The organism is Mycetocola sp. TRD_SC_2, assembly GCF_055361225.1.
In genome coordinates, this window is sequence record NZ_CM143954.1 from 1198964 (window position 1) to 1222641 (window position 23678).

Sequence of the window (23678 nt, forward strand, 5' to 3'; positions counted from 1 at the left end):
GTTCGGCCGCTGGCACAGTGGACGACGGTCTCGCCCTGTTTCGCGGCCAGTACTTTGGTACCGATCGCTCGATCTCAGTCCGGAAGAGGAGGTGGGGGAGTCGAGCGGATGCGAACCGCCTCGCGAATGCGGAATGCGCGGTACGTGGCCGCGTCGCGCTCGGCGAAGCTCGTCGTTTCAATCGGGACGACTTCTGGCTGGTCGACCCGGTAGGCGATCCCGTTGTGTTCGAGGACAGCCGACCCCGCGGCTTGCAGGTTGCGCAGCCAGTCGGTCTCACGGCCATACGGCAGCACGATCTCGAATCCGACGCCAACCGGCATCGCACCCAGGGGAGTGGCTCGTGGCGCACCGGTCACCCGTCCCCGATGGCGCAGGACTGCGGTGTCTGACCCGGCCTGCCCGGCAGTGCGCAGTTGCCGCACGTTGGTGACATCCCGATTGAACCGGCGCACGATTCGGAGGGCTGCCGGGACTCGACCGCGAAAGGCGAGAAGCATCACGGTGACCGCAACGGACATTGCGAGAAGGGCCACGCCGGTGACGAGAGCGATGGAAAGGCGGACGAACCTCACGACGCTTTTCTCCCTCGCACCAGCAACCAGACCGCCAGGCCGATCTCGCCGATGATCGACGTAGCGGCGACGATTCCGGTGAGCACGATCAGGAGCCCGGTGTCGGCCGGCAGGAAAAGCCGCGCGATGCCGTCAACGGCGTATGCCGCGGCAGCGACCGCGATGATCACGCCGAGCAACGTTGGAGTGTCGGCGTCGCGGATGACAAGAGCCGCCAGGACGGCAAGGTGGGCAGCGAAAACGACGAGTCCGAGCTGCCACATCAGGGAGAACGTTGCCAGCGATGTCGAGATTGCGGCATCCGTGGCGTTCACCGCCTGCGTCGCAACAGCGAGGTGTGTCGTCGCACCCGCGAGGACAGCGGCGTAGCTGAGTCGCAACCACGCCGCAAGCGTGGGCAGGCCGTCCCCGGAATCGACGAAGAAGCGAGCGAACGCCCATGCGATGACGACATCGAGAAGCACGACGAGGAGAAAAGCGACGACGGCGAGACGCAGCAAGGCACTCGAGTCGAGCACACGAGCAGCTACTCCGTTGGTCGGGCCGATCACAGAGAGCGCGGTGATGTTGGCAAACATCCCCAGCGGGGCCATGACGAGGGTTCCGATCGCGGCGGTAACCGCAGCCCGTCGCCGTCCCTCCCGGAAGGCCGTCGGGTTCCCGGAGACGGAGAGGGCGGTGGGAGGCATCACGATCCTTTCATGTTTACGATGTAAACATGTTTACACTGTAATCTCATCGTCGCAACCGTCCGGCGAGAGGAGTTTCGTGACCGAGTCCGCCCCCGTCCTTCCGCGCCGCCCTCTGACGCGTGATCGGGTGCTTGGTGCGGCGGTCGACGTCGCGGACCGATCGGGGCTTGGCGGAGTCACGATGCGGGCGGTCGCCGATGTGCTCGGCGTCGAGGCCATGGCCCTCTACCGGCATGTCTCTGGCAAGAACGATCTTCTCGACGCGCTCGCCGAAGTCGTTGTGAGCGAGGTCAACGATGCATGCGCTGACATCACAGCTCCGGAGGATCCCGACGACTGGCGCTCGACGCTCCGGAGACGTGTCCTGACATCTCGCGCGGTGCTCCTGCGGCATCCCTGGGCACCAGCATTGCTCGGTAGCCACGGAGCGATGGGGCCAGCGCTGATGCTCTATTTCGACCAGTTCGGCTCTATTCTGCGCCGCGGCGGGTTCTCCGTCGACACCGTGCACCACTCTCTGCATGCTTTCGGCAGTCGTGCCCTCGGATTTTCGAACGAACTTTTCCAGCCAGGCGCGCCAGCGATTGAGGAGACGGCAGCTGACCCCGAGGCGGCGATCGCGGAGATCGCGGCGCTCGGCACAGAGTTGCCGTTCATCGCTGAGATGGTGACCAAGCTGAGTCATGACGCGTCCACGACGCTCGGATGGTGCGACGACCAGTCGGAGTTCGAGTTCGGACTCGATCTCCTGCTCGACGGACTCGCGTTGCGTCGCCGCTGACGAAAACCCCTACCGCTCCAAGCCCCAGCGATATATCGTTGAGTATCGTTCGTACACAATTGGGAGGTCATCATGGGTAACTCATTCCCCACTGGAGGATTCGGCGCCGGCATCCACACCGACGGTATGTGGCAGATCATGGATCAGTTGCGGTCGACGTTCGAGAAGCGTCCCTCCGGCCGTATGGGCAAAGGCGATGTTCGCGCCGCGGTGCTCGCATTGCTCGCCGAAAACCCGATGCACGGTTACCAGATCATCCGCGAGATCGAAGAGCGCAGCAACGGCTCCTGGAAGCCCAGCGCCGGCTCGGTCTACCCGACGCTTCAGCTCCTCGCCGATGAGGGTCTGATCACCGCTGAAGAACTGAACGGCCGCAAGACCTACACGCTCACCGAGGCCGGTCGTGAAGTGATCGCCGAGTCCGACTCCGCAGCGCCCTGGGAAAGCACAAGCTCTGACGACAAGGCCGGGTTCACCGCCCTGCCCAAGGCAGGTGTCGAGCTCGCACAGGCTGCAGCCCAGGTCGGCCGCTCCGGCTCACCTGAGCAGGTCAAGCAGGCTGTGACGGTGCTCGACGAGGCGCGTCGCCGGCTCTACGCGATCCTCGCCCAGGACTGACGGCGGTGCCGCCGGTTCGGCAGAGACAAGAGAACTCACAGTCCGGGGCAGGAAACACGCGCGCCCGTTACCGTCGCATTCTTCGGTTCGCGGGATGGAACCTCGCGGTGACGTGGTGGTTCGAACTGTTCCTGCCCCGCATCGGTCTCTCCAGACTGGCGGAGCGGAGCCGACCGCGCCGAATGAAACGCTTCGCACGGCGTTTCCACGTGCTCGCGGTCGACCTCGGCGGCCTGATGATCAAAGTGGGCCAGTTCATGTCGTCGAGGCTCGACGTGCTCCCGCCCGAGATCACGAAAGAACTCGAAGGCCTGCAGGACGAGGTTCCTCCCGTGCCGTTTCCAGCGATCCGCAGGCTGGCGGAGGCGGAGCTGGGTGTGCCGCTCGCACGGGCGTTCGCGACGATCAGCGAGTCGCCGGTGGCGGCGGCATCCCTCGGTCAGGCGCATCGCGCTACCCTTGGCGCCCTCGATACCGTCGACACGGGACTGACCGGGGCTGTGATGAAGGTGCAGCGACCGGGAATCGACGAGATCGTCGACGTCGACCTCGCCGCCCTGCGCAAAGTGGGCGGATGGCTCAGCCGCGTGCGCATCGTCTCGAATCGGGTGAATGTTCCCGCGCTCGTTGAAGAGTTCGCGGTCACAAGCCTCGAGGAGATCGATTACCTGCACGAAGCCATGAACTCCGAGCGATTCGCCGCGAACTTCGCCGGCGACGACCGAGTTGCTGTCCCGGCGGTGGTCTGGGAACGGACAACACGGCGGGTCCTCACGCTCGAAGACGTCACGGCGATCAAGATCACCGACCGGGAGACGCTCCTCGCCGCTGGAATCGACCCGGGCGAGGTCGCCTCGGTTTTCGCGACGGTGATGTTCGACCAGCTGTTTACGCACGGCTTCTTTCACGCCGACCCCCACCCAGGGAACATCTTCGTCACTCCCGTCGCCGATGGCTCAGGCGAGCGACCGTGGAAGCTGACGTTCATCGACTTCGGCATGATGGGCGAGGCTCCGGCCAGCACCCGCAGCGGCCTGCGGAAGATGCTCATCGCTGCCGCAGCTCGCGACGGCAAGGGCCTGGTGAACGCGATGCGTGATCTCGGAGTACTGCTGCCGACCGCCGAGACAACCGAACTCGAGCGGGCGATGGTGGAGCTGTTCGCGCGGTTCGGCGGCATGGGATTCGCCGAGCTGCGTGACGTCGACCCGCGCGAGTTCCGTGACTTCGCCAAACAGTTCGGTGACGTCATCCGTTCGCTGCCGTTCCAGTTGCCCGAAAACTTCCTGCTGATCGTTCGCGCCATGTCACTGACGTCGGGCGTCTGCAGCTCGCTCGATCCGCGGTTCAACCTCTGGGACTCGGTCGAACCGTACGCGGCACAGCTGCTCCGCGACGAAGGCGGAAATGTGGTGAAGGATGCCGCCCGCGAGGCTCTCGACATTGCCGGGATCGCCGTGCGGTTGCCCAGGCGGCTGGACAACGTGATCACCGGGCTCGAGGACGGCACCCTCTCGGTGCAGAGCCTCGCCCTCGAACGCCGGGTCGCTCGTCTTGAGCGCCTTGCGCAGCGACTGCTCTCGACGGTTCTGTTCGGTGGACTCCTCATCGCTGGCGCTGTGCTTCGCACAGAGGATGCCACGTTCGGCACCGTCCTAATGGTTGCATCGGTCCTGCCGCTGCTTCACGCACTCTTCGCGCCGCGTCGCGGGTAGGCGGCAGCCTCGCTATCGTGTCGGCGACTGCTTCGCTTCGTCGGGGTGATTCGGGTTCCAGCCGAACCAGCCGTTCTCAGAAGGCATCACTGACCACGTTCCGCACGCGAAAACCTCCGTGGCTTTGTAGGGGTCGGGGGAGCCCTCCACCTGGTAGGCGGGGGCGGACTGGCGGGGAACGAGGGCGCAGAGTTCGGGGTCGAGTTCGGCGTCACTTGCAGCGAGGATCACTGCAGTGCCGTCGATGGTCGACTCACGGATGCTTACATCCGTGGCGTCTGAGGGCAGCCAGGGGGCGTCGCCCTTCCACTGATCCGTGACCTCAGCCGCGCTGTCGAAGGAGACGCTTCGCTCCTTGGGGTTGAACCCGTCGACTACCGAGCATCCCGAGAGGACAAGAGCGAGCGGGACGGCAGCAAGGAGGAGGGCGAATGGTCGGGCGCGGTGCGGAGTTTTGTTCATGTCTCCATCGTGCGCGAACGGGGGAGGGTGGGGCGTCCGCCCGCGGATGTATACGGATCGAGCTTGCGGATGACTTCCTGAGCCGATCCGTCAGCTCACCCGCATGGCTTCGACCGGGGTCGGAACTCAGCGAGCCGCTGGCTTCAGTGTTCGGTCGACGCGAAACCCGTGGAGGATGTGTCGTGAAGCAGGTGATAGTCGACGTGTGCTCCGCGATCTGCGGAGAGACGCCAGGTTCGCTGCCACGGAGTCTCTGGCGGACCGTAGCTCATGATGATGCGGTCATAGGCCTTGCCGGAAACCCGTTGTCCGATGACATAGCTGGGTGCACCCGGGCTGCTGGTGGACAGGGTCGCGATGTATTCGTCGTCACGAAGCGTCGGGGGAGTGACGTGCTGCTGTGCCGGGTGGTCTGCGGAGATGCTGCCGAGGAGGAGCGTCGCTTCGGCCGTCTGCGGGTGAGTTTTTGACATGGGTCTTCCTATCGTTCGGGACGTTTGACTGGGCGAAATTGGGCGCGACAATCACCGGTCAGGGCAGGTGTCACATCGCCGCGTGGCCCAGCTCATTGGGCGCGCTGGCGGAGGCCGCGCACCGGACAACTGCCTGCACCAAGGCGCTGGTCAGCGTCCGGATGAGTGCGTTGTTCCATAACAGCCACCCTACCCTTGTTTTGAATGACTCAAAACAAGGCGTGTGTGCGCGAGTTCGTTTTCTCGACGACCGGGTGTCAACGATCGAGCACCCGAAGCGATTCTCTTCGTTCACTTCCTCGCAATCCGCCGGTCACCGGCATCCTGTTGCGTTGACCCATCGGGACCGGTCTTCGGAGGGAACAGAACCATGACGCAACAGGAAACACGAATCAGTCTGCCCATGGCAGGCCACACAAAGGGCAAGCGCAGCCCTGTGACGTGCCAGCTCAAATGCGGAAACGCCTGTGCGATGGGCGTCTGCAACCAGAGCGACAACGAGTATCTCAAGGACATCGTCGGGGCCGCTCTCACGCGCCGGTCAGTGCTTCTCGGGGCCGGTGCCGGAGCGCTCGCTCTCACCTTCGCAACCTTCGATACGCCATTCAGTTCGTCGCCCGCTGCCCACGCAGCCATGCCCGGATTGTCGTTCACAGCGATCCCGCCTGTTGACGCATCGGTGGACGCCTTCGTTGTTCCTGCTGGCTATCACTGGGCACCGATCATCCGCTGGGGCGACCCGATCCTCGCGGGAGCCCCGGAGTTCGACATCGACAACCAGACTGCTGCAGCTCAAGCCCTGCAGTACGGCTACAACAACGACTATCTCGACATCATCACCCTGCAGGGCCGTGGCGGGCGCCACGGTCTTCTCGTCACCAACCACGAATACACCAACCCGGGCATCATGTTCCCGCCCGCCGCCGACGAGGCCGAGCGGCTCGAGCAGCTCAGGATCACCATGGCGGCTCACGGCATGGCCGTCGTCGAACTGCAGCGCGAGAAGAAGGGGCGACCGTGGACCTATCTGCGCTCGTCTTCCTGCAACCGGCGCGTCACGGCATCCACCCCGTTCCGCCTCACCGGACCGGCCGCAGGCCACGACCTGATGAAGACGCAGGACGATGCGAGCGGAACGACCGTGCTGGGCACCTTCGGCAACTGCGCCGGCGGCACGACCCCGTGGGGCACGGTCCTGTCGGGGGAGGAGAACTTCAACAACTACTTCCGCTCGCCCGCCACAACGCCCGGGCAGAAGCGCTACGGCCTGTCGACATCGGCATCCACCTACGGCTGGGAAGCACTCGAGCCGCGCTTCGACGCGGTCGCCAATCCCGGGTACGCGAACGAACCGAACCGGTTCGGTTACATCGTCGAGATCGACCCGCTCGACCCGACGTCGACGCCGGTAAAGCACACCGCCATGGGCCGGATGAAGCACGAAGGTGCCAACGTCACCGTGGCCCCGGATGGCCGGATCGTTGCATACATGGGCGACGACGAGCGTTTCGACTACCTCTACAAGTTCGTGTCCCACAAGACCCTGCGCAAGGGCAACAGCGCGAAAGCTCGGGCGCACAACAAGACGATCCTCGAGACCGGCGACCTCTACGTTGCGAAGTTCAGCGGCAATTCGCCCGCGGCAGAGATCACCGGCACCGGTGAACTCCCTGCAGACGGCGCCTTCGACGGCAGCGGCACCTGGATCCCGCTCACCCTCAAGGGGGCGAGCGCTGTCCCGGGCTTCTCCGTCGCCGAAGTGCTCGTGCACACCCGCCTCGCCGCGGATGCTGTTGGCGCGACCAAAATGGATCGTCCCGAAGACGTCGAGCCGCACCCCACGAGCGGAAAGGTGTACGTGGCGTGCACCAACAACACGCAGCGCGGTTTACCAGGCAAGCCGGGCGTCGATGAGGTCAACCCCAGGACGCTCAACCGCGACGGCCACGTCATCGAGATCACCGAGGCGCGAAACGACGCCACGTCGACCAACTTCGGATGGAGCATCCTGCTGGTATGCGGTGACCCTGCGGTCTCGGGCTCAGCGTACTTCGCCGGTTTCCCCACCGACCAGGTGTCGCCGATCTCGTGCCCGGACAACCTCGCATTCGACAAGGCCGGCAACCTCTGGATCTCCACCGACGGCCAGCCGGGCACCATCGGCTACAACGATGGCCTGTTCCGGGTCGGCCTCACTGGCAAGAACCGGGGCCGTGTCGATCAGTTCCTCGCCGTTCCGCGCGAGGCTGAGACCTGTGGCCCCATCATTCGGGACGACGAAGGCATGGTCTACGTCGCGGTTCAGCACCCCGGCGAGGACGGCAGTTTCGCCGATCAGCACTCCTACTTCCCGGACTACGCAACAGTTCACGGAAAGGGACTCGTCGCGGCGCCGCGACCATCGGTGGTGCAGGTCTGGAGAGGTTAGGGGCGATTCTGCGAATCGCCGTCCCACGTCAGGTCCGCGTCGGTACGGATAGGCAGCACCTCGAGACCTGGTGTTTGCACCAGCTCCCGGATGAGCTGGGTAGAGCCAGCGATGAGGGTCGAGTCGAAGTCGATTTCGGTCGCGAGCACCCACGAGTGATCGTCGGGCCAGAGGATGCTGGGCGACTGCGCCCACCGGACCTCGTCGACCCAAGGCGCGCGATCGGGCCACGCGGCATCCGCGAGATCGTGCGCTCCAGCCTCGAACAGGACGTAGGTTCTCCCGGTGTCTCCGTGCAGATCGAAGTGCGGACCGACCGCCACGTCTCGAGACAACAGACCAGAGCCGGGTTTCGGCTGATTCCGCCACGATCGATGAAGGGCCACATACGAACGCGCCGACGCGACGGCGCGACCTGCGGCCGCAGCGACGCGGTTTCCGAATGACGAGTCAGAGAACGGCTCGACAGCAAGATACACAGAAGACCCTGACGCACTCGTGAGTCCACCCCAGCCTTCCCAGACTGCAGCGATACCGGCATCCGGAGTCGTCGTATGGCGAGCGAGAACCGCAGATGCCACGGCAAAAGACTCAGCGTCGAGACACCCCTCGTCGGCGTTGCCGTAGCGCCAGCCTTCGGTATCGATGAGACGACCCACATCCCCGTAATCGCTGCGGGCGAGCCGGGCGAACTGCGCTTCGGCGTGCATCGTCGTGCCGAACGCCCTCGCAACGTCGGCCCACGTAGCACGCTCGGTTTCAAGCGCCGCGTCGATATCCCCGACTCCGTCGAAGTGGGTCGACTGGTCGACACCATTCCAGCTGCCGGTGTCGCGCGGTCGGTCACGCTCGACCGGGTGGAACAGGCGAGCATAGGCTTCGAAACCGCGAGGCACGACTGAGAGGATGCTGCCCAACGGCTCGTTCTCCATCGGGCGCAACCACTCGCCGCGTGAGATGTCTGGCACCCACTCAAAATGTTTCGGCATGCGCTCATTCTGGCCTGTGTGCGCACGTAGATGAGTCCCGGCGTAGGACGCGCCGTCAGGATGCTTTATTCGCATTGGTTGGCGGAGCCGCTCTGTAGGGTGATTGGCACCACTGAAAAGAAGGCGAGTCCTCCCATGGCCGAAGCTCCCGGTCCGCTCGACCACACATTCACCGCGCCCATCGGGGTCGAGGTGAAGGGAGAGGTGTGGTCGTGCGTCGAAATGCCTGGTTCGGCGGAGTTCTTCGGAACAGGCAAGTCGGTGAAGGTTGTCGCGACCGTCGACGCCGAGCCGATAACCGCAGGGCTCATGCCCACAGGCGCCGGCGGGCACATGCTCTCGATCAGCGCCAAGCTGCGAAAGAAGCTCGGCAAGGAGATCGGCGACGACGTGACCGTTCACCTCACCGAGCGACTCGGCTGAGTGGCCGCGACCGAGTGATTTTGCTGCGAAGATGAATGCCGGAAAGGGCAACCACATGGCATCCGAAACGAACGCGGTCACTCTCGAGGCGGAGCTGTTGATTCCGGACGTTCCCGCGATCGAACAGGCGTATCCTGCCTCGCTGCCGACACCGAAGCTTCACGCCCGCTGGATCGAGGACGAGGGCGTTTCGCTCACGTTCATCGAAATCGGTGACATCGCCATGCACGTCGAGACCACGGATGAGGACCTGTCGTGGCACCTGCACGTCGGTGGCCATGACGGCCCGCCGCTGGACGGCACTCCCTGGGATGAGCAGACCACCGAGGCGCTGCTCTTGTGGATGGAAGAGTTCGCAAGCAAAGTCCACGTCTGCATGGAGACGATCGACGAGGACATCTTCGACGCCATCGACCTGTTCGAAGCCGGAGCGACCTCCGCGCCGTTCTCGGCCGCCGGGCTCGAACCCGAGGACTGGGCGTCGTACAAGAAGGAAGACTTCCTGGTGTTCCGTGTTGCCGCACCGGGTCAGGCCGAACCGCAGATCTGGACTGGCACCGGCGACGCGTGGCACCTCCACGACGAAGAGCGCGATGGTGACGCTGAGTTGCTGTGGACACCACCGGGCGCCGAAGACCACATCCACCTCGGTGCGGTGATCATGTCGCCCGAGACCGGGCTGCCCGCAACGTTCGCGAACCCCGCCATCAACTGGGACGAGGTCGGGATGGCCGAAGACGACGCCATGGACTGGCTGCTCCGCGAACACCGGAACTGTGTCTGGGCGTCAGCGATCCACGATGCCATCACCGAAGAAGTCTTGAAAATGCTCGCCGGCTTCACCGCACCGGTGGTCTCACCGCACCGGGTGGGCTAGCGCACCAGAGACTCGAGTACCCGGATGCTGTACTCCAGCCCGCGCTCGGACCTGAGGAGTGCGCCCGTGCGTTCCGCGCGTTCCCGGCAGGAGTCGATCTGGGTCAGTGCCGCGTCGAGCCGGGTTTTTGTGAGCTTCTTCCGCGGGATCGGCGCCGGACCGAGGCCAAGAGTGTGAACGCGTTGACCCCAGAACGGCTGGTCGGCGAGAAACGGTACGACGATCGACGGGATGCCGGCGCGGGCGACGGCATGAACGGTGCCGGCACCGCCGTGATGGATCGCCGCCGTCGCCCTGGGCAGGACGCTCTCGTGCGGCACGGTCTGCGCGACGAACACATCGTCGTTGCGGTGCGACGGGGGAACGCGGAGCCCGCCCCATCCTTCCGCGACGACCACGCGGCACCCGATCGTTCTGGCCGATTCGATGATCGAGACCGCACGGCCGACGGGATCGCCACCGACCATCGACCCGAATCCGGCGTAGAGAAAAGCGCCACCGGCGATGAAGCTCTCAAGCGCCGGATCTTCGTGCGCATGTGAGATCTCGTCAAGCCAGGCGCCGGTCAGGTGCGCGGTCGCCGGCCAGTCCTTGGGCCGCCTCAGCAACTGAGGGCTGATCGGCAGAAGCGTCGCAGACGGTGCCGTCGGTGTCGGGCTGGACGGCCGGGGGAGGAGAGTCCGTGCGGCAGCGGTCTCCCTGCGGAAGAGTGCACCGGCGCTGTTCACCGCCGCGTACGTCGCCCGGTTCAGCGGCCCGAGATTTGCCCGCGAAATCGCCGGGGCAGGAAAGGCGCGAGTGGATGTGACGGAGGGCACCATCTCGACCAGGACGTGCGGAACTCCGAGCGCGTCGGCGACGAGCGGCGCGCTGAGCACCTTCGGGTGATAGACGATGAGGTCGGGTGTGTAGGCGAGTGCCTCCCGAACCGCCGTGGCGAGAAACCGCTTCATCGCCGGCCGGACGTTCTCCCTGAGTGCTTTCGCTGCGCTCAACGGCGAGAGATTCTGGGGCGCGAGCGTTGCGAAGTCGATCCGGAGGCTCACCGCATCGATCCCGCTGAGGTCGGCGCCCGAGTTGTCCGGCACTCCCAGTCGCACCGAGTGGCCGTGAGACGCTGCAGTCCGGGCGAGCGCGGCGAAGGGTTCGACGTCGCCGCGGGAACCGCCGGTCAGGATGAGGATTCTCATGGAAGACGTCCCTTCTCTGATGCTGGCTGAGTCGCGGAAGTCGACCGCGATCGTGCCCTTCTTCGACCGTAGTCCGTTTTGATCACTCGCGGTCAGCTCGCCGGAGGTGAGACCGTCTACGGTTGACGCAACAGGGGCCCGGGTTAGGGCGTCGGAAAGAGGCTATCCATGCACGCACCGATCGTCACCTTGACCATGAATCCCGCGCTCGACGTGTCGAGTTCGGTGGGTCGGGTTGTGCCCGAAAACAAGTTGCGGTGCGGCCCCGGCAATTTCGATCCGGGTGGTGGCGGGATCAATGTGACCCGCGCCATCCGAAATCTCGGTGGTCAGTCGATCGCCGTCTACCCGCTCGGCGGCCCGACGGGGGAGGCGTACCGTGGCTTCGCCGCGAAAGCCGACATCCTGGGCCACGTCGTCAGGATCGCGGGCAATACCCGCGAGAGTTTCACGGTCACCGAGACGACGACGGGTGAACAGTACCGGTTCGTGCTCCCTGGCCCTCAGCTACGAGAACCGGAATGGCGTGCATGCCTGTCTGTGGTGGGTGACAACCTTCCTCGTGGCGGGTTTTTGATCGCCAGCGGCAGCCTGCCGCCGGGCGTACCCGTCGACTTCTATGCACAGCTGGCGAGGATTGCCGCCGGTCAGGATGTCCGGGTGGTGGTGGATGCCTCGGGTCCGCCTCTCGAAGCGGCTCTCGCCGAAGGAGTTTTCCTCATCAAGCCCAGCCGGGACGAGCTCGCTGAACTCGTCGGCGCCCCGGGCGACCTCGACGACGACGAACAACGTCAGGCCCTCAACGACATCATCGGCGACGGACGCGCCGAGAATGTCGCGCTGTCCCTCGGCGGAAGAGGCGCTTTGCTGGCTGGGGCTTCGGGAGTGCTGCGCCTCCCGACACCGCGGGTCACAGTGGCGAGCACGGTTGGCGCAGGAGACGCGTTTCTCGCGGGCCTCATCCTCAGGCTTGCCGAAGGTGCGTCGATGGAGGCTGCCTTCCGCACGGCCGTGGCGTCGGGAAGCGCGACAGCGGTGTTGCCAGGCACTGAGCTCTGTCTCGCCGATGATGTCGCGAGGTTCGAGGCAGAACTCGCCGCCTCCTGAGGCGGCCCTGCACTCAGGTTCGCGAGCCGGTGATCACCCGCGTGCTGTCATCGAGTTGCTCCGCGTCGGCGGCCGATTGGCGCTGATCCAGCCGCCCACCGACGGCTCGCAGCGCGGCGAGGATCGTCGCAAGGTCGACCAGTTCCTGGAGCAGCGCCCCGGCCGTCGCCGGGATCACTCCGAAGGCAGCGATGCCCATGAGCACGACCGAAATCGCGATACCCAGCCAGATGCTCTGCAGCGCGATCCGCACCGTGTCGCGGCCGATCCGGACGGCGCGCGCGACGCGAGAGATGTCGTCGACGAGGATCACGGCATCCGCTGATTCGCTCGCAGCAGTCGCGCCCTTGGCGCCCATGGCGATGCCGACATCGGCCGCCGCGAGGACCGGCGCGTCGTTCACTCCGTCGCCGACCATGATCACCGGCCGCTCGGAAATTCCCGCGACCTCGGTCACTTTGTCTGCGGGCAGGCACTCCGCGCGCACTCGCGTGATACCCACTTCGGATGCGACGTGGTGCGCTGTCTCGCTCGCATCGCCCGTGAGCATCATCGACTGCCTGATGCCGAGCGCTTCGAGCCGCTGGAGCGTGGATTTTGCGTTCGCACGCAACTTGTCGCTGGCCAGCAGCGCGCCCGCGTACTGTCCACCGATCGCCACATAGACGGCAAGTTCACCTGCGTCGATTTCGGTGCGCCTGGCATCGGGAGCATGCTCAGCGACGAACGCGAACTTGCCGACGACCACCTCGCGGCCGTGCACCTGGGCGATGACGCCATTGGTAGCGGCTTCGCGCGCATCCTCTGCTTCGTACAGAGGCAGCCCGCGGTCCCGGGCGGCGGCGATCATCGATGCGGCGAGCACGTGCGAGGAATACTGTTCGACGCTCGCGACGAGGCTCAGGACCTCGTCGGCGGCGAACGGATCCTCGGCCCGTACGCCGGAGAAGGCCGGAGTTCCGTGGGTGAGTGTTCCGGTCTTGTCGAAAACGACCGTCTTCGCCGCGGACAGTTGCTCGAGCACGCCACCGCTCTTCACGATGATTCCATTGCGGGCGGCACGGCTCATCCCACCGATGAACGCGACCGGCGCGGCGATCAGCAAGGGGCACGGGGTGGCGAGCACGAGCACCTCCGCGAACCGCACAGGATCACCGCTGACCCACCAGGCCACCGCACCGAGGATGAGAGAGAAGATCGTGAACGGGACGGCGTACCGGTCGGCGAGGCGGACCACCGGTGCCTTGCTCTCGGCAGCGTGAGCGACCAGAGCCACGATCTGCTGGTACTGACTTGCCGCGGCTGTCTCCGTCGCGCGAATCTCGACAGCGGCCTGCCCATTCACGACTCCGCTGAGCACAGCGTCCCCGGCCCGTTTCTCCACCGGGACGCTCTCGCCGGTGATGGAGGACTCGTCGAGGCTTGTCTCAGCGGAGAGCAGTATCCCGTCCACCGGCAGGATCTCCGACGGCCGCACGAGCAGTACGTCGCCGACCTTCACCTCCGAAACCGGCAGATCGCGGTACCCGCCGTCGACCGCGAGGTGCGCCAGTTGCGGCGCCCGGCTGAGCAGGGCATCCAGTTCGCGTTTCGCGCGCTGGTTCGCGTACGCCTCCAGCGCTTCACCGCCGGTCAGCATGAGCACGACGAGCAGAGCGGCAATGTACTCACCGACGACAACGGTGGAGACGATCGCCGTGACGGCGAGGATGTCGAGCCCGAACTCCCTGCGCAGCAGCGCCCGCACCATTCCGATGCCCTGCCAGGCAGCGACGGCGAGGGAGTAGGCGCTGAACAGCGCCTGGACCACCCCGCCGGCGCCGGAAACAGCCAGCAGGATTCCGGAAATGCCCACAGCGATCGTGAGAGTGACCGGCCAGAACCGCCGGGCCAAACCAGCAACGCGGAGCATAGGACCAGTCTGTCCGATGCCCACTCCTGCGTGGGCGTTCGCGCCGGATTTCGCCCAGCGAATTCTATGGCTTGTGTCGATAACACCGTCCGGGTGGGCAAGGATGGGGTAATGAGAATTGTTGTTGCCGGAGGAACCGGGGTCGTCGGTCGCCACGTCGTCGACGTCGCACGTGAGCGCGGGAACGACGTCGTCGTCCTGTCGCGGTTCACTGGCGTCGACCTGCTGACGAGTACGGGCCTCGGGCAAAGGCTCGAAGGAGCGGATGCCGTCATCGACGTCACATCGATCCTCACGCAATCCGGTCCCAAGTCGCGGGCATTTTTCTCCATCGTCACGACCAACCTGCTCGAAGCGGAGAAAGCGGCCGGCGTCGGCCACCACGTTGCGCTCTCGATCGTCGGCAGCGATCAGGCACCGTTTGGCTATTACGCCGGGAAAGCAGCGCAAGAGCAACTCGTCGCGCGCGACGGGGTCCCGTGGACGATTCTCCGCGCGACCCAGTTCCACGAGTTTGCCGGGCAAATCTACGCGCGGATCAAGCTCGGCCCGGTCAACGTCGTGCCGACGATGACGTCGCAGCCGGTGGCAGCCCGCGAAGTCGCAGAACGTCTCGTCGAACTCGCCGAAGCGGCACCGTCCGGCTTCGCGACCGACCTCGCCGGTCCGGAGGTTCTTCGAATGGCCGACATGGTGACGAGATACAAGGAAGCGATCCAGGCGCCTGGCCCTGTGCTCGAGGTTCCGCTCCCGGGCGGTTTCGGAACGGCGATGCGCGACGGCACGCTCCTGCCCGGATCGACGGCCGAGCTCGGCAGAGCGACCTTCGCCGACTGGGTTGCCGGGATTGCCCGGGAGCACTCCCGGCCGGGACGCTAGCCGCCAGGCGCACGGAAAAGGGCCACGGAGAGGAATCCCCGTGGCCCTTCGCTTGGGTGTGGCTCTTTAGACGATCGCGGCGCGCAGTTCGGCTGCAGCGGCACCGACGTCGGACGCACCGTAGATTGCTCCGCCGGCGACGGCGACCCGGGCGCCTGACTCCTGTACGGATGCGATCGTGGAGGCGTTGATGCCGCCGGCGACCGAGAACGGTGAACCGGATGCTTCGCCGTCGCGCAGCAGGGTTGCGAACGTGAAGCCTTCTTCGGCCTGCTCGTCGAGACCGGCGTGCATCTCAACGAACTCAGCACCGAGAGCGATGACCTCGCGCGCGCGGCCCGGCTTGTCGGCGACTCCGATGAGGTCGACGACAATGCCCTTGCCGTGCTTCTTTGCCGCGGTGACGGCTCCGGCGATGGTGCTGTCGCCGGCGACGCCGAGCACGGTCACGAGGTCGGCACCAGCGGCGAACGCGATGTCGGCTTCGAGCTCGCCGGCGTCCATCGTCTTGAGGTCGGCGAAGACGATCTTGTCCGGGTGTGCTTCCTTGATCGCGGTGATGGCGGAGAGACCGGCGCTCTTGATGAGCGGTGTGCCGAGCTCGAGAATGTCGACGTGCGGCGCGGCGGCGGCAGCGAGTTCGAGAGCGGCTTCGGTGGTCAGGGTGTCCATGGCGAACTGGAGCTTCATAGTGTTTCCTTCGATTGAGGTGTGGCCGTCGCGGGTGCGATCAGGCCGAGAGTGTCGAACGAGTGTTATTCGAGGTTGGAGTGGCGTGGCCAGAGTTCGTCTGCGCTCTGTCCTGAACGAAGCCACAGGCTGTGGAATATCGCATCTCCGAGCAGCATGACGGTCTGCTCGAACAGGCTTCCGGCGTACTGTGCCGAGACGGTGGCTGAGCGATCCAATTTGCCTGCGGCCGGGACGATAACCATCGCTGTCGCGAGCTTTCCCAACGGCGAATCTGCGGCAGTGGTGATCACGGCGACGTCCGCGCCGGCGGCGACCGCGGCATCCGCCCCTCGGACGATCGACGTTGTGGTTCCCGACCCGCTCGCGGTCAGCAGTACGTCTCCCGCGCCGATCGCTGGTGCAGTCACTTCGCCGACGATGTGCACGGTCAGGCCCAGGTGCATCAGGCGCATGGCCGTCATCTGCAGCGCAAGGCCGGATCGCCCCGCTCCGAGCACGAAGACACGGTTGGCGCCCGAGAGCGTGTCGGCAACGGCGTCGAGGCCGGCCGCTGAGTCATCGATCACGGCGGCCGCGGTTGCGGTGAGCTCGTTGAAAATGGTCGAGAGGGATGCCGTCACTCCGGTTGGGGAGCTCGACGTCACATCGGGGGTTACTGCGGTCATGTCTTCATCGTGGCTGGTCGGTGGGGCGGAAGTGCCCGCCCGGTCGTGCAGTTGGCCTACCCATCGGGATAGGGACAGGTCGCCCGGGTAGGTTGGGGTAGTGAGCACCAGCAACGATCTCCCCACCCCCATCTCCCGCCGGCTTCAGGTCGAGCACGCTCAGGCGGTGGCCGAGCAGGCCGACCGCCATGCGGTGACGCTGGAATCAATCCTCGCTGTACTCCGGTCATCGCGACTGGACGACCGCGCGAGCCGCACGATGGCGCTCGACCTGGCATCCGCCGCGTTGATCGGATTGCGCAGTACCACCGACGAGCAGCGGGGCACAATGCTCGAACCCGTCGACGGAGCGTTCGCGCGCCTGCGCTCGGACCTTCGGCCCCTTGCGCGCTTCGGTGGGCTCGACGTTCAGTTCGTCGAGCCGCCGACTGCCGGGCGTGCGCTGCCGGGGGAGGTCGCGCACGCGGCGCGGGCGATCGTGAGGAGCGCGGTCCTCGCCCTCGTCGACCAGGAGGAGGCGAAGCGGGTGCGCATCCAGTGGGACTGTGACGGACTCAATCTGCTGATCGGCATCCGCGATGATGGGAGGGGCGAGATCACCGGGCACGACGATTCGCTCCGGCCGATCGCAGAACGGGTCGCGGCGCTCGACGGCGATCTTGAGGTGTCGTCAACCGCGGGCTGGGGCACGTCGCTGGAGATCCGGCTGCCACTGGACCCACCCGCCGAGGCAGAGCCACTCGAAAACTCTGTCGGTTTCAGCGCCAGGGAGCGCGACGTTCTGCGCCTGGTCGCATCGGGTGCGCGCAATCGCGCAATCGCCGATCAGCTGGGGATCACCGACAACACGGTGAAGTTCCACGTTTCGAACCTGCTCCGAAAGGCGGGTGTTCGCACCCGGGGCGAGCTGACCGCGATCGCAGCCGGTTCCGCGCGCGGGCATCACTGACTCATTTCGCGTCCGCGCCCCCGTCCACCCCGGTTACGGAGCCCGTTGCATCCGTCGAATAGCGACCCTTCGACAGATCCAACAGCACCAGTTCGTTGCCGAATGGGTCGGTGACGACAGCAAGCCGTCCGACGGGGATGTCTGTCGGGCCTGTAACGACTGTCGCGCCAGCAGCGACGATAATGCCGACGGCGTCGTCGACGGATGCCACCAGCCAGTTCACCGCAGATCCGAGGTGGGCACTGAGTACGAGTTCCGTGTCACTCCCCGGTAGCCGTAATCCGGCCTGGCCGAGGGTGTCGTTTCGCCACAGAAGCTCATGCTCGAGGGCATCGCGGTAGAACCGCAGACCCTCGTCGAGGTTAGGAACGCTCACCATGACTGCGTCGACAGACCGCAGAAGTGCGTGCTTTCCCATGCGTCAGCGCCGCTTCATCGTTTCGGTGCCCTCTTCGCGCTCATCGCGAGAGGTCATGTCCCGTCCAACCGGCGGCCTATTCCTCGTCGAGAGAATCCGCCTCGTCGATGGCATCCGGAATGGTGGGCACATCCGGTTCTGCATTGTGGCCGTCGCGCAGTGGCATGTCGTCTGGCGCGTAGCCTTTCTCGCCCTCGCGTTCCTTCGGGCCACCGAAGTCCGCTTTGCCTGCGTTGGGAGTCATGACCGTCCCTCCATCTCACGTTGTTGCTGCCTTTTCCTACCGTAAGCACACGAGCGCGTTACCGGAATCCCCTGGCGAGATTTTCTGCCGAAGGACGATCAACCATCGTCATGCTCGACGTGACACGGCCTCACAGTCGCCCGACCGGGGTGAGAGGCAACGGTAATAAAGGCGGATCCCGCGGGACACGGAGGTGAAACGCGCGACACATAGATTCGGTTGCAACCAGCCGCACGCTGACTTCGAAGCGCAGCCGAACCCGAAGGGGATCCTATGTCCTACGTCAAACCAAACGATCTCGTGACAACGATGATCGACGCGGGTGAAGCGAAGATCTTCATGTCGACCCGCGACACCCTCATCCGTTCGACCATGGGCGGCGCGATGCTCACCATCGCCGCTGCGTTCGCCATCACCGTCACCGTCACGACCGGCAGCCCCCTCCTCGGCGCGATCCTCTTCCCTGTCGGGTTCATCATGTTGTACCTCTTCGGGTACGACCTCCTGACCGGTGTCTTCGTCCTCGGCCCGCTCGCCTGGCTCGACAAGCGCCCCGGAGTGACAGTGGCGGGAGTGCTGCGCAACTGGGGTCTGGTCTTCGTCGGCAACTTCATCGGCGCCTTCACCGTCGCCGTGCTCATGGCGATCGTCGTCACCTACGGTTTCTCGATGCCACCGAACGAGGTGGGGGAGGCCATCGGTCACATCGGGGAAGGTCGTACCGTTGGATACGCCGAACACGGCGCCGCCGGAATGCTGACCCTCTTCATCCGCGGAGTGCTGTGCAACTGGATGGTGTCCACCGGTGTAGCAATGGCGATGATCGCGAAGGATGTTCCAGGCAAGATGATCGCGATGTGGATGCCGATCATGCTGTTCTTCTTCATGGGCTTCGAACACTCGATCGTCAACATGTTCCTCTTCCCCTCCGGCCTGCTGCTCGGTGGGGACTTCACGGTCATGGACTACCTCGTGTGGAATGAAATCCCCACCGTGATCGGTAATCTCGTCGGCGGGCTCTTCTTCACCGCCATTCCGCTGTACCTGACGTACGGCCGGCCGAGCGCACGACGCACACCGGGAGCCCGTCGCACGAAGCGCTCACGGGGAAAGGCTGCAGCGTCGGTGAACGCCCCCAGCAGCGAAAGCCCGGCGAACGACTCAAGCCTGGTCGGAGCTACGGCGCAGAAAGCCGAGCTTCACGAGTACCGTCCGGCATGACGATCTGAGTTCCCGCGCTGACGGAGTGGTGAGGGTGGCTATTGCCGCCCTCGCCACGTCCGTTTTCAGGGGCGGCGACTCTCAGATGAGATAAGCGTCGACCAGAAGCGGCCCGCGGATGTCACGGAACGTCTCGAGCAGGCGCTCCACGCCTCGACCGCTGACGGACGACAGCTGCAGGTCATACGGTCCGAGCTTTTCGAGCCTGCCGGTTCGGATCCGCACGACCTCCCATCCCGCCGCACGGAGTGCCCGGTCCTTCCGGCGATCAGCGACCTCGCGCCTACCGACGTGCTCAAGCCCGTGTCGCCCGGTACTGTCGTACTCGACGGCAATCCGCAGCTCCGGAAGCAGGAGGTCCGGCCACACCTCGAGGTGGTCGAAGAAGGGCCGGGCGAGGCGCACGGCGTTCATCCCCGGCGTCACGGCCAGGCGCGAGAACACGTGTTGCCGGAGTTGACCTTCGACGGCAGATGCTGGTCGGGGCGCGCACACGCTGACGAACGGTTCGCCCGATGGCAGCGTGGGGGTCTTGCGACAGACCGCGCGCGGCGGTTTGGGCGGCCGTGGCGCTTGCAGGGTGTCGGGGGAGCGGATGCGAGTGGGCTTCGCGAGCTCAGCACATTCCGGGCACCACGCCGACCTGCGGCGCTCCCGGCCCGGCCGGGAGCGCTGCTCCTCAGGTGTGGCGACGAAAGCGTGACCCGAATCGCAGGTCCAGAGCAGCAGAACATCGGCAGCCGGCGGAATCTGGGTCAGAAGGATCCCGGCGTTGCGATCCGGCAGGTATTGCCGGACCAGCGCGGGGTATGGCGCCCAGGCCTCACGGTAGCTGCCGACGGGGTACGGCACGTCGGTACCGCGGGAGAACTGGCGGCGCGCCCACCACAGTTCGATTCTCTCCGGCATGGGGGCACGGTAACAGCGGCCACCGACACCGCCTGCGCGGGTCGGCTGAGATCCGGCAACTATCGGTGGCGGCGCGAGGTCCAGAGCAGGTAGCCCGAGAGCGACCCGACCACCGTGACACCGGCCCCGAGGAGGGAGTTGGCCCACGGCCGCCATCTCTTCTCGCTGACGACGAGCTCACCGACGCCGTTGATGAGAGCGGCTGCAATCAGTCCGGCGACGAGGCGGTTCCCGATGCGTTCAGCCCGAGTCATGAGCGGCTCGAGTTCCGCAGCCCGAAGGTGGACCTCGACACCTGACCGGTCCGTGCGTTCGAGGATGCGACGGAGGCGGGTCGGCAGTTCCAGCATGAGGGCACCGGCGTCGCTCGAAGCGCGATACATCCGCTGGGACAGCGCAGCAACAGACAGCCGTTCCCTCAGCAGTTTGCGGACGTAGGGAGTCAGGACTCCCATCAGGTCGAAATCGGGATTCAGCTGCACACCGATTCCCTCGACCATGATCAGCACCTTGAACATCAGGGCAACTTCGCGGGGCAGCTGAAGTTTTTGCTGGCGGACGATCGCGAGCAGCACCGATGCCAGCCTGGCGAAACTGATTTCGCTCAGAGTCTTGTTGCTGTAGTCGGCGACAAAGGAGGCCATCCGCTCCCGAAGCTGATCTCGGTCCGCACCAGACGTGGTCACCGAGATGTCGAGCAGGGCATCCGCCAGGTCGCCGGGCTGCCGTCGGGTGAAAGCGACCAGGAAGTCGACGAACCTGTCCCTGAGCTCGGGGTCCAGTTCACCGACCATCCCGAAGTCGATGAGCGTGATCGACCCGTCGGGCTGCACGAACAGGTTGCCCGGGTGCGGATCAGCGTGGAAGAAGCCGTCCTCGAAGACCATCCGCAGCACGAGCTGTGCTCCTGTCTGTGCCAGCAGCGGCCGGTCCACACCGGCAGCGTCGAGGGCCTCGACATCGGAGATCCGGATCCCGGAGACTCGCTCCAGGGTGAGTACGCGCGAGGTGGTGGTCTCCCAGAAGACCTGCGGGATCGCCACGTCGGCGCGATTCTTGAAGTTCTCGGCGAATCGCTCCGCGTTCTTCGCTTCGCGCAGGTAGTCGAGTTCCCCCCTCAACGTGTCCGAAAACTCCTGGACGAGACCACGCACGTTGTATGTCCGCGCCGGCGCCCACAGCCGACTGGCGCGTTCGGCGAGGTTACGCAGAATTTCGAGGTCCTCGTTGACCATCCTGACGGCATCCGGGCGACGTATTTTCACGACGACCCGCGTGCCGTCGTCGAGGGTGGCCGTGTGCGCCTGACCGATCGAAGCGGATGCCAGTGGCTGATCGTCGAACGTCGCGAAAACCTGGTTCGGGTCGGCGCCGAGCTCGGCCCGAATCGCCTCGGCGATCGCATCGATCGGGACCGGTGGCGCTGCGTCCTGCAGTTTCGAGAGTTCGAGGATGTACGCCGGTGGAAGCAGATCGGGGCGAGTTGAGAGCAATTGACCCAGTTTGACGAAGGTCGGCCCGAGCTCCTCGAGAACCAGCCGCAGGCGTACGGCGATGGTGCGCGGCGATTCGTTCGGAGGAGCGAACGCATTCTTGACGAACGGGACTCTGTGCCGGATCCCGACAGCGGACGCGAGAAAGCCCATTCCGTGGCGAGCGAGAGTCTCGGCGATCTCCTGATATCGGTTCGGAATTACCCTCACGTAGACCTGCTCCCTACTGAGGCGTCTCCGCCTGCGTCGTGTGCGGGCCAGCCTATTCGGTTCTCAGATATCGAGGAACAGGGTGGCATTTTCACCCGGTGGGTGCTGAGAGAGAGTCGCGACGGTGGGACCAGCGACGCACGAACTTCTCGGCTTCCACGATAAACAGCACGCTCGACCCGACAGCAAAACAGATCGCCCACTGCCACGGGCTGAGTGGAGTGATCCCCAGGGCATCGGCCGAGACCGTCGTTGGCCTTGTCCCCATCGTCGTCCGGGGCTCCGATTCGACGCTGTCGCACGACGAGCCATCAGCCGATGATGGGGCTCTCCTTCGGGAATTTGTACAGCTGACGCCGCTGGCGGATCGCAAGCGCGGAGGCGAGGCTGATCGGGCCGATACGCCCGGCGAACATCAGCACCGAGAGGATGTACTTGCCGCTCGGCGGCAGTTCTCCACTGAGGCCGACGCTGAGCCCACACGTGGCGAAAGCGGATATCACTTCAAACAGGATGCGATCGAGCGGCTCGTTCGTCACGCTCATGATCAGCCCGGTCGCCACCAGAATGAGCGTCGCGGCGAGGAACAGAACGCTGATGGCGACCCGGAGAGCTCCCTCGGCGATCGTGCGTCCGAAGACGCGCACGTCGGAGTCTCCACGTGCCTCTGCGAGGATGGCGAGGAAGAGCACGGCGACGGTGGTGACCTTGATTCCGCCCGCTGTCGATGCCGAGCCGCCCCCGGCGAACATCAGCGCGTCGGTGGCGAGGAGGGTGACCGTGGTCGAGGCACTTGGATCGACGAGACTGAACCCGCCTGAGCGCATCATCGTTGAGGCGAAGACCGCGTGGAGGATCTTCTCTCCGACGGTCATGTCACCGATTGTCGCGCTGTTGGACCATTCGAACGCAGCCCAGATGACCGCTCCGGCGACGAGCAGAATTGTTGTCACCAGCAGTGTCAGCTTGGTGTGCACGTTCCACTTGCGGAATTCGAACTTCGTCGCGAGGAGCACCATGAATACGGGGAATCCCAGACTGCCGACGAACACTCCCACAACGATGGGGATGAGGATCCACAGGTTGTCGGCGAAGCCCGCGAGCCCGTCGGTGTGCGACACGAAACCCGCGTTATTGAACGATGAGATGGCGTAGAACACCCCGTGCCAGATTCCCTCGGGCCAGGACTCATCGGCGATGATGAAGCTCGGCACGAGGAACATCGCAAGGGCGAGTTCGATCGCGAGTGTGGTCAGCACCACGGTTCGGAGCAGGCTTCCGACCTCGCCGAGCTTTCCGGTGCTGATGCCCTGTTGCGCGAGCAACTTGCTCCGAACACCCAATTGGCGTGTGACCGCGCGTGCCAGGAGCGAGGCCATCGTGACGATGCCGAGTCCACCGATCTGGATCGCCAGGAGGATGATGGCCTGCCCGAAGAACGACCAGTGTTCGGCGGTGTTCACGGTGACGAGTCCCGTGACCGTGACAGCGGAGACAGCGGTGAACAGTGAATCGTGCAGCGCCGTGGCGCGCCCATCAGCCGAGGCGATGGGGAGGCTCAGCAGGAGGGTGAAGACGAGCGCAACGAGAGCGAACACGACGAGGGCGAGCCGGGCCGGTGAACTGCTCACCACCGTGTCGACGAGGGAGCGCGGGTTACGCAGCGACGAGCTGATACGTGCCGTGGTACGCGTGGTGAACGTTTTCTCGTCGTGCACAGTCGGTGGTCGGGGTGGCATGGTGATCTCCTAGGGG

General features: G+C 65.2%; 24 protein-coding genes. 10 read left to right on the forward strand and 14 right to left on the reverse strand.

Going from position 1 to position 23678, the window contains the following annotated elements; genetic code table 11:
• Nucleotides 1–74 precede the first annotated feature (74 nt).
• Nucleotides 75–575 (reverse strand): nitroreductase/quinone reductase family protein, encoded by a 501-nt coding sequence (locus ACWA1Q_RS05680; RefSeq protein ID WP_463760217.1) that lies wholly within the window; start codon nt 573–575, stop codon nt 75–77.
• Nucleotides 572–1264 carry a DUF4386 family protein gene (locus tag ACWA1Q_RS05685; RefSeq protein WP_463760218.1) on the reverse strand — a complete coding sequence of 231 codons (693 nt, stop codon included), beginning with the start codon at nt 1262–1264 and terminating at the stop codon, nt 572–574. The genes ACWA1Q_RS05680 and ACWA1Q_RS05685 overlap by 4 nt, the downstream gene beginning before the upstream one ends.
• 79 nt (nt 1265–1343) lie before the next feature.
• On the opposite strand from ACWA1Q_RS05685, the gene ACWA1Q_RS05690 reads away from it, so the two are divergent.
• The 3 genes from ACWA1Q_RS05690 (at nt 1344) to ACWA1Q_RS05700 (ending at nt 4381) form a co-directional block, all read left to right on the forward strand.
• Nucleotides 1344–2048, forward strand: a complete 705-nt coding sequence (locus ACWA1Q_RS05690; RefSeq protein WP_463760220.1) for a TetR/AcrR family transcriptional regulator — start codon at nt 1344–1346, stop codon at nt 2046–2048.
• 72 nt (nt 2049–2120) lie between these two features.
• A complete protein-coding gene (locus tag ACWA1Q_RS05695) occupies nt 2121–2666 on the forward strand; it encodes a PadR family transcriptional regulator (RefSeq protein WP_463760221.1) in 546 nt (181 codons plus the stop codon).
• Between the two features lie 182 nt (nt 2667–2848).
• Nucleotides 2849–4381, forward strand: a complete 1533-nt coding sequence (locus tag ACWA1Q_RS05700; RefSeq protein WP_463760222.1) for an ABC1 kinase family protein — start codon at nt 2849–2851, stop codon at nt 4379–4381.
• A gap of 12 nt (nt 4382–4393) precedes the next feature.
• On the opposite strand, the gene ACWA1Q_RS05705 is transcribed toward ACWA1Q_RS05700, so the two are convergent.
• Together ACWA1Q_RS05705 and ACWA1Q_RS05710 are read right to left on the reverse strand one after the other, a co-directional pair.
• Nucleotides 4394–4843, reverse strand: coding sequence for a hypothetical protein (locus ACWA1Q_RS05705; RefSeq protein ID WP_463760224.1), 450 nt, complete (start codon nt 4841–4843; stop codon nt 4394–4396).
• 143 nt (nt 4844–4986) lie between these two features.
• Nucleotides 4987–5316 (reverse strand): hypothetical protein, encoded by a 330-nt coding sequence (locus tag ACWA1Q_RS05710; protein ID WP_463760226.1) that lies wholly within the window; start codon nt 5314–5316, stop codon nt 4987–4989.
• 403 nt (nt 5317–5719) lie between these two features.
• Between ACWA1Q_RS05710 and ACWA1Q_RS05715 the strand changes: the two genes are divergently transcribed.
• The gene (locus ACWA1Q_RS05715) at nt 5720–7744 is read left to right on the forward strand and encodes a PhoX family protein (RefSeq protein ID WP_463760227.1); all 2025 of its coding nucleotides are present in this window, start codon (nt 5720–5722) and stop codon (nt 7742–7744) included.
• Here the strand turns inward: ACWA1Q_RS05715 and ACWA1Q_RS05720 are convergent.
• A complete protein-coding gene (locus tag ACWA1Q_RS05720; protein ID WP_463760229.1) occupies nt 7741–8733 on the reverse strand; it encodes a hypothetical protein in 993 nt (330 codons plus the stop codon). The two genes, ACWA1Q_RS05715 and ACWA1Q_RS05720, sit on opposite strands and share 4 nt — an antisense overlap.
• 135 nt (nt 8734–8868) lie before the next feature.
• On the opposite strand from ACWA1Q_RS05720, the gene ACWA1Q_RS05725 reads away from it, so the two are divergent.
• Nucleotides 8869–9156: a DUF1905 domain-containing protein gene (locus ACWA1Q_RS05725; protein ID WP_463760231.1), complete on the forward strand. Its 288-nt coding sequence runs from the start codon at nt 8869–8871 to the stop codon at nt 9154–9156.
• A 55-nt stretch (nt 9157–9211) separates the two neighbouring features.
• The gene (locus ACWA1Q_RS05730; RefSeq protein WP_463760232.1) at nt 9212–10033 is read left to right on the forward strand and encodes a hypothetical protein; all 822 of its coding nucleotides are present in this window, start codon (nt 9212–9214) and stop codon (nt 10031–10033) included.
• Here ACWA1Q_RS05730 and ACWA1Q_RS05735 read toward each other — a convergent pair.
• Entirely contained in the window at nt 10030–11223 is a 1194-nt protein-coding gene (locus tag ACWA1Q_RS05735) for a glycosyltransferase (RefSeq protein WP_463760234.1), read from the reverse strand. The two genes, ACWA1Q_RS05730 and ACWA1Q_RS05735, sit on opposite strands and share 4 nt — an antisense overlap.
• A gap of 168 nt (nt 11224–11391) precedes the next feature.
• Between ACWA1Q_RS05735 and ACWA1Q_RS05740 the strand changes: the two genes are divergently transcribed.
• Nucleotides 11392–12330 carry a 1-phosphofructokinase family hexose kinase gene (locus ACWA1Q_RS05740; protein ID WP_463760235.1) on the forward strand — a complete coding sequence of 313 codons (939 nt, stop codon included), beginning with the start codon at nt 11392–11394 and terminating at the stop codon, nt 12328–12330.
• Between the two features lie 13 nt (nt 12331–12343).
• On the opposite strand, the gene ACWA1Q_RS05745 is transcribed toward ACWA1Q_RS05740, so the two are convergent.
• Nucleotides 12344–14242 carry a heavy metal translocating P-type ATPase gene (locus tag ACWA1Q_RS05745; protein ID WP_463760237.1) on the reverse strand — a complete coding sequence of 633 codons (1899 nt, stop codon included), beginning with the start codon at nt 14240–14242 and terminating at the stop codon, nt 12344–12346.
• Between the two features lie 111 nt (nt 14243–14353).
• Here ACWA1Q_RS05745 and ACWA1Q_RS05750 point away from each other — a divergent pair, with 111 nt between their 5' ends.
• Nucleotides 14354–15121, forward strand: a complete 768-nt coding sequence (locus tag ACWA1Q_RS05750; protein ID WP_463760238.1) for an SDR family oxidoreductase — start codon at nt 14354–14356, stop codon at nt 15119–15121.
• Nucleotides 15122–15187: 66 nt separating this feature from the next.
• Here ACWA1Q_RS05750 and hxlA read toward each other — a convergent pair whose 3' ends face one another.
• Both hxlA and hxlB read right to left on the reverse strand, forming a co-directional pair.
• A complete protein-coding gene (gene hxlA, locus ACWA1Q_RS05755) occupies nt 15188–15811 on the reverse strand; it encodes a 3-hexulose-6-phosphate synthase (RefSeq protein WP_463760240.1) in 624 nt (207 codons plus the stop codon).
• A gap of 65 nt (nt 15812–15876) precedes the next feature.
• Nucleotides 15877–16479: a 6-phospho-3-hexuloisomerase gene (hxlB, locus tag ACWA1Q_RS05760; protein WP_463760242.1), complete on the reverse strand. Its 603-nt coding sequence runs from the start codon at nt 16477–16479 to the stop codon at nt 15877–15879.
• A gap of 100 nt (nt 16480–16579) precedes the next feature.
• Between hxlB and ACWA1Q_RS05765 the strand changes: the two genes are divergently transcribed.
• The gene (locus ACWA1Q_RS05765) at nt 16580–17428 is read left to right on the forward strand and encodes a LuxR C-terminal-related transcriptional regulator (protein WP_463760244.1); all 849 of its coding nucleotides are present in this window, start codon (nt 16580–16582) and stop codon (nt 17426–17428) included.
• Nucleotide 17429: 1 nt separating this feature from the next.
• Here the strand turns inward: ACWA1Q_RS05765 and ACWA1Q_RS05770 are convergent, their stop codons facing one another.
• Nucleotides 17430–17807, reverse strand: coding sequence for a VOC family protein (locus ACWA1Q_RS05770; RefSeq protein WP_463760246.1), 378 nt, complete (start codon nt 17805–17807; stop codon nt 17430–17432).
• 115 nt (nt 17808–17922) lie between these two features.
• The gene (locus tag ACWA1Q_RS05775) at nt 17923–18090 is read right to left on the reverse strand and encodes a hypothetical protein (RefSeq protein ID WP_463760248.1); all 168 of its coding nucleotides are present in this window, start codon (nt 18088–18090) and stop codon (nt 17923–17925) included.
• 273 nt (nt 18091–18363) lie between these two features.
• Between ACWA1Q_RS05775 and ACWA1Q_RS05780 the strand changes: the two genes are divergently transcribed.
• The gene (locus ACWA1Q_RS05780) at nt 18364–19311 is read left to right on the forward strand and encodes a formate/nitrite transporter family protein (protein ID WP_463760250.1); all 948 of its coding nucleotides are present in this window, start codon (nt 18364–18366) and stop codon (nt 19309–19311) included.
• A gap of 81 nt (nt 19312–19392) precedes the next feature.
• On the opposite strand, the gene ACWA1Q_RS05785 is transcribed toward ACWA1Q_RS05780, so the two are convergent.
• From ACWA1Q_RS05785 to ACWA1Q_RS05795, 3 genes are all read right to left on the reverse strand, one after another.
• Nucleotides 19393–20220, reverse strand: a complete 828-nt coding sequence (locus tag ACWA1Q_RS05785; protein WP_463760252.1) for a hypothetical protein — start codon at nt 20218–20220, stop codon at nt 19393–19395.
• A gap of 59 nt (nt 20221–20279) precedes the next feature.
• Entirely contained in the window at nt 20280–21923 is a 1644-nt protein-coding gene (locus ACWA1Q_RS05790) for an ABC1 kinase family protein (protein WP_463760254.1), read from the reverse strand.
• A 311-nt stretch (nt 21924–22234) separates the two neighbouring features.
• Nucleotides 22235–23662: a TrkH family potassium uptake protein gene (locus ACWA1Q_RS05795; protein ID WP_463760256.1), complete on the reverse strand. Its 1428-nt coding sequence runs from the start codon at nt 23660–23662 to the stop codon at nt 22235–22237.
• Nucleotides 23663–23678 lie beyond the last annotated feature (16 nt).